The sequence below is a fragment of the Acinetobacter variabilis genome (assembly GCF_000369625.1).
In the GTDB taxonomy this organism is placed as follows: domain Bacteria; phylum Pseudomonadota; class Gammaproteobacteria; order Pseudomonadales; family Moraxellaceae; genus Acinetobacter; species Acinetobacter variabilis.
Genome location: NZ_KB850111.1, coordinates 122,028 through 128,027, shown reverse-complemented (window position 1 = coordinate 128,027; position 6,000 = coordinate 122,028). Strand labels below are relative to the sequence as shown.

General features: G+C 42.7%; 4 protein-coding genes. 1 reads left to right on the top strand and 3 read right to left on the bottom strand.

Annotated features, from left to right (window positions below; translation table 11 throughout):
* The first annotated feature begins 274 nt into the window (after positions 1-274).
* Positions 275-514, top strand: a complete 240-nt coding sequence (locus F897_RS00600) for a DUF2171 domain-containing protein (RefSeq protein ID WP_005232210.1) — start codon at positions 275-277, stop codon at positions 512-514.
* A 307-nt stretch (positions 515-821) separates the two neighbouring features.
* On the opposite strand, the gene pta is transcribed toward F897_RS00600, so the two are convergent.
* The 3 genes from pta to F897_RS00585 all read right to left on the bottom strand — a co-directional run bounded on the left by pta (position 822) and on the right by F897_RS00585 (position 5,909).
* Positions 822-2,960, bottom strand: a complete 2,139-nt coding sequence (pta, locus tag F897_RS00595; protein ID WP_005232208.1) for a phosphate acetyltransferase — start codon at positions 2,958-2,960, stop codon at positions 822-824.
* Between the two features lie 54 nt (positions 2,961-3,014).
* Positions 3,015-4,238, bottom strand: coding sequence for an acetate/propionate family kinase (locus F897_RS00590; RefSeq protein WP_005232206.1), 1,224 nt, complete (start codon positions 4,236-4,238; stop codon positions 3,015-3,017).
* A gap of 405 nt (positions 4,239-4,643) precedes the next feature.
* A complete protein-coding gene (locus tag F897_RS00585) occupies positions 4,644-5,909 on the bottom strand; it encodes a glutamate-5-semialdehyde dehydrogenase (RefSeq protein WP_005232205.1) in 1,266 nt (421 codons plus the stop codon).
* Positions 5,910-6,000: the final 91 nt, after the last annotated feature.

Below are 6,000 nucleotides of genomic sequence, written 5' to 3'. Positions count from 1 at the left end.
ATCTTCAAATCTTCAAATCTTCAAATCTTCAAATCTTCAAATCTTCAAATCTTCAAATCTTCAAATCTTCAAATCTTCAAATCTTCAAATTACCTTAATAAAAAAAACAATATTTCAATCATCTTGGTCTTGCCACAACATGCCTGTGACACAGTTATTTTTCTTCATTACATTATTAACCTAGAAAAACCCAAAGCCTGAAAACCCTTACACACAGCCAATTTTTTAGGGCTTAAACTGAGGTCTCTCAACTTCTATAAATAGGGCAATTGGAATGAGTAACTTTAATACAAATGACATCAAAGAACATGCTTCAGTAATTGCTTCAGATGGTACTCAAGTTGGTAAAGTGGATCATTTAGAAGGTCAGGACAAGATTAAATTGACAAGAAGTGATGACGAGAATAATGAGCATCATCTGATTCCGATTAGCTGGGTAAGCGAAGTGAAAGATGACAGCGTGATCTTGAATAAAACAGCAGAAGATGTGCTCAAAGAATGGACCACGGTATAAGTATGATCGTTGCCTGACTTATTCTGGTTTGGCTTAAATACTCAAACTGGATGTAAGTTTAAAATAGGCAAATCTGATCTGTTAAAGTGGTAAATGCCAGCCCGATCGGCTGGCATTTCTTTTGTGTCATCAATATTTTTATTTTAATTTTATTTACTCATAGAGCAGATTACGAACTTGCATAATTTTTTGAGCTAGACAATCTGTAGATTATAGCTCCTTCAATGATTATTGAGAAAGTTTGTTAAATAGATCACTAAAAAACCACCCGATCTTTTGACCGGATGGTTGTGAGTGTTAAAGAAAATTAATTAGCTTGCTGATCTGCCTGAATCGCAGTTAAAGCAATGGTAAACACAATGTCATCGACCAGCGCACCACGTGACAGGTCATTCACCGGCTTGTTCAAACCCTGTAGCATCGGACCGACACTTACGACATTTGCCGCACGTTGTACTGCTTTATAAGTGGTGTTACCGGTATTTAGGTCAGGGAAGATAAACACATTGGCACGACCAGCCACTTGTGAGTCAGGTGCTTTCTGACGGCCCACACTTTCAACTGAAGCGGCATCGTATTGCAGTGGACCATCAATCAACAGATCAGGACGACGCTGTTTAGCAATCTCAGTCGCTTTCGCGACTTTTTCTACGTCTGCACCTGTGCCTGAAGTCCCGGTAGAGTAAGAAATCATAGCAATACGTGGATCAATGCCAAAGGCTTTTGCAGAGTCAGCAGACTGAATTGCAATTTCAGCCAGTTGTTCGGCATCCGGATCTGGATTAATCGCACAGTCACCATAGACATAGACTTCATCTGGCAGCAGCATAAAGAATACAGAAGAGACTAATGAATATTCAGGTGCTGTCTTGATCAACTGGAAAGCAGGACGAACGGTATTTGCTGTGGTATGTACTGCACCAGAAACCAGACCATCCACCTGATCAAGTGCCAGCATCATAGTACCGAGTACGACAGTATCCTGTAGCTGTTCACGTGCCTGCAATTCGTTGATTTTGCCTTTACGCAGTTCAACCATTTTTTCGACATAATTCTCGCGAATCAGGTCGGGATCAATAATTTCAAGATCGTGCGGTAAGTCAATATTACGTGCTTTGGCAACTTCAACCACTTCTTCCGGTTTTGCCAGCAAGATGCAGTGCGCAATCCCGCGAGATTGACAGATCGCAGCCGCCTGAATGGTACGTGGCTCATCACCTTCCGGAAGCACAATACGTTTTTTCGCAGTAATCGACTTTTGTACTAGCTCATGACGGAATGCAGAAGGAGACAGACGTGGCTTGTAAGAACCATTAATTAGCTGTGCAATCCATTCTTCATTTAAATGACTGGACACAAAACGAGTGACCTGTTCAGCACGTTCAGTATCATCACATGGAATTTCATTGCTTAAATTGGCTAGACTTTGGGCAGTTTCAAAAGTGCTGAGTGGCGTATGCAGAATAGGCAGACCATGTTTAATCGCTGTCTGGCAGAACTCCAATACAGTCGAATTTGGCTCATAATGTTCAGTCAGCACCAAACCTGCCAATGGAATGCCATTGCTGCTCGCCAGGCTACTTGCCAGCAAGACATCAATCCGGTCTGATGCACTGATAATCAGTTCGCCAGCCACGAATTTATGTAATTCATGTTCAATATTGGACGCAATTAAACTGCTGTGTAAAACACGGCGCTGCTTTGCTTCACCCAGATTGACCCAGTCTGCTGAAATATGTGCTGCTAGGTCAGAAATACGTGGCACACTTAAAGTATTGCTGAATGGAACCAGACCAATGACTGGAAGCTTTTCAGAACCAATATGGGCATGGGTTTTCTGAATAGCTGCTATAAATTTGTTGGTATCACTGATCAGGCGTAAACCGGGATCAATAGTCACCGGGATCTGTGCAGAATCTTCTGGTAAGCCTTTGGTGCGCATAAACAATACGCCAGCCATACGGGTAGAAGAGGAACCACCTAAATAACGTAATTGGCTTTCAATTTTTTCAGCTGCCACTTCAGGCTGGTTGATATCAGCATTGCTGACAATGATGACTTTGGCATCTAGTGCCTGCGCCAAGGCTGCATTAAAGCTTGGCGCAAAGGTATCGCGGCTATTTGGTACCAAACCTTCAACAATAATCAGGTCGTGATTTTTGGCAATCTCACGATGCAGGCGTACTGCATCTTCAAGCAATTCATCTGTTTCACCCAGATTAAAGCGTTGAATCAGGCTTTCATAAGCAATCGGTTCAACAGTTTCACTTTGGGATAAATGACGATAGAGTGCTGTAGTGCGATCTGTTTCCTGGCTTTTTTCCTGTGAAAAAGGTTTCACAAAACCTGCTTTTACCCCTTGGCATTCTAAAGCATATACCAAACCTAAACAGGCTGAAGTTAAGCCGACGTCTTCCCCGGTCGGCACCAATAAAATCGTTTTCATAAGTAATATCAGTCGCGCAATAATAGAAATTAGGTAAAAGGGAACCGGGCTTGCTTATGCAAGCGCAGCTTCAGGTTCAGACTTTTTTGCAGTAGCTTGCTCCACTTCATGCTCTACCACATAATGAGTTTCTTTTGCGATTCGGCCTTCTTCATCAGTCGGAACTACCCAGATTTGTGGGCCTGTACCGTTATCGATCCGGCCTTCAGTGCCGCGCTTCAAACTGCTATTAGCGTCTTTATCCAGGTTGAAACCGAAATGTGGTAAATAAACCATGGTTTTTTCACGAATATACGCCGAGTTTTCACCAATACCACCGGTAAAAAACAGACCATCAATACGTGGCAGACCACAGCTTAAAGCAGCTAAAGATTTCGCCAGACGGTAGCAGAATACTTCAATCGCAAGAGTCGCATCTTCATTGCCTTGTTCTGAGGCTTCAATCAAAGTACGCATGTCATTAGACAGATTGTCAGATAAACCAAGCAAGCCACTTTCTTTGTTGAGCATCTTGTCAATTTTATATACATCCCAGCCTAAGTTTGCAGCCAGGAAGCTATGCAAACTTGGATCGACATCGCCACTACGGGTACCCATCACCACACCTTCAAGTGGCGTCAGACCCATTGATGTATCTACACTTTGGCCATTCCATACGGCACAGGTCGAACTACCATTACCGAGATGCGCTGTTAACCAGCCACCTTGTTTGAAGCTGCCCGCAAGTTCAGAACCGCGATCTGATACATAAGCATGGCTGGTACCATGGAAACCATAACGACGTACGCCATATTCGGTATAAAGGAATTTAGGCAGGGCATAACGGTAAGCATGTGCCGGCATGGTTTGATGGAAAGCTGTGTCGAATACTGCGACTTGTGGCAAATCTGGGAATAAACGTTTAGTCGCTTCGATTCCGATCAGGTGAGCCGGATTGTGTAAAGGCGCAAGTGGAGTTGCTTCGCGAATTTTTTCAATAATCTCGTCAGTAATCAGTTCTGCCTTGGTCAGGCTGCCGCCATGTACCACACGGTGACCAATGGCATCCGGCTTGTAATTCGCTAGACGCTCTAAACCTACTTCTAGCGCTTTCTTATGATCTGCAAAAGGAATATGAATATCGACGGGTTCATTACCGACAGTCACACCTTTAATACGGGCATTTTCTGTGCCTAAGTTCTCAGCTAAGCCGTGAATACGGAAATTCTGTTCTTCAAGCAATAGGGCAAACTTGATTGAAGAAGAGCCACAATTAATAACTAATACTGATTTAGACACGATTGTTTACCCGATTCTAATTAAAATTCTCATCCATTTCGTTGACCTGTCTGCTGGCAAAAGCGACACAAGATAGGTCTGTGATCATGTTTTAACATGGGTTTTTTTACTGTCCTAGATAGACTTTAGCCGATTAGACTTAAGCATTATCGACCATAGCGACAATAATAATTAAAATTTATCAGTTCATAGTTTTCATTTATAAATAAAATACTGTTAAAAAATGATCTATCAAACTGTAGCTTATATTTCTTAAAAATAATGTTTATTTATTCTATCTTTTAGGTATGGATATGAAGAAATTATATGCAATTTTATAAAGGTTGCATATTTACTTGAACATGTCTTTTATCAACTCAATGCATAAAAATCAGCCTTGCGAACAAGGCCGATTTTATTATCTATTTACTGACGAATCTGACCATCACCGAAGACTACCCATTTCTGGGAAGTCAGGCCTTCTAAGCCAACCGGGCCACGGGCATGAATTTTATCTGTCGAAATGCCGATTTCCGCACCCAAACCATATTCAAAACCATCAGCAAAACGGGTAGAAGCATTGATCATGACTGAACTCGAATCTACACCAGCTAAAAATTCGCGAGCGATGCTGTAATTTTCCGTAATAATTGAATCGGTATGATGCGAGCCATATTTATTGATATGTTCAATAGCTTCCTCAACACCTGATACGATTTTAACTGCCAGAATCGGACCTAGATATTCGGTGTACCAGTCTTCCTCTGTTGCTGCGACTACCTGATTGCCCAAGATACGCTGGGTTTCACGACAACCACGAAGCTCTACCTGTTTTTCCTGATACAGCTCAGCAATTCGAGGCAAGAAGTCTTCTGCAACTTTCTCATCAACCAGCAAAGTTTCCATGGCATTACATACGCCATAACGATGGGTTTTGGCATTTAAAGCAATGGGCAGTGCTTTGAGCAGATCAGCCTGTGCTTCAACATAAACATGACAATTCCCGTCCAGATGTTTAATCACAGGCACACGTGCCTCTTCAGTAATGCGCTCAATTAAGCCTTTGCCACCACGCGGTACAATCACATCGACAAATTCAGTCAGGGTAATCAGCTGGCCAACCGCAGCACGGTCAGTTGTGTTAATCACCTGAACTGACGCTTCAGGCAAACCTGCTACTTTCAAGCCATGCTGGATGGCAGTTGCAATGGCCTGGTTAGATTCCAAAGCTTCTGAACCGCCACGCAGAATAATCGCATTTCCGGATTTCAATGCCAGTGAAGCAGCTTCCAGAGTTACATTGGGACGTGATTCATAAATCATGCCCACTACGCCTAAAGGCACACGCATCTTGCCAAGCTGAATGCCTGTAGGACGGTAAGCCATATCGGTAATTTCACCAATTGGATCTTTCAGGCTGATCACATCTTTCAGGCCCTGTAACATACCTTTAAAGCGTGCGGGGTTGAGTTCTAAGCGATCAAGCAGGGCACTGTCCAGATTGTTCTGGTGAGCTTTATTCATATCAATCTGGTTGGCAGCCAGAATAGCGGCCTGACTGTTTTCTAAAGCGGTATAAATTGCTGACAATGCGCTGTTTTTAGTTTGGGTAGACGCACGAGCCAAAATGCGAGAAGCCTGGCGTGCCTGCTGTCCTACCGTTTGCATGTATTGTTCAATAGACTCTTGCATAGCGGTTCAATCACTTAGAAATTTCACTTTGATATTAACAGTCTGATGCCGGACAATGAAGCCCATCACTTAAAAATCATAAGCTTTTCAC

What these genes read in the sequence shown, in the direction of transcription:
- F897_RS00600 (WP_005232210.1), top strand. Translation starts at nt 275, where the DNA reads ATGAGTAACTTTAATACAAATGACATCAAAGAACATGCTTCAGTAATT.
- pta (WP_005232208.1), bottom strand. Translation starts at nt 2,960, where the DNA reads ATGAAAACGATTTTATTGGTGCCGACCGGGGAAGACGTCGGCTTAACT.
- F897_RS00585 (WP_005232205.1), bottom strand. Translation starts at nt 5,909, where the DNA reads ATGCAAGAGTCTATTGAACAATACATGCAAACGGTAGGACAGCAGGCA.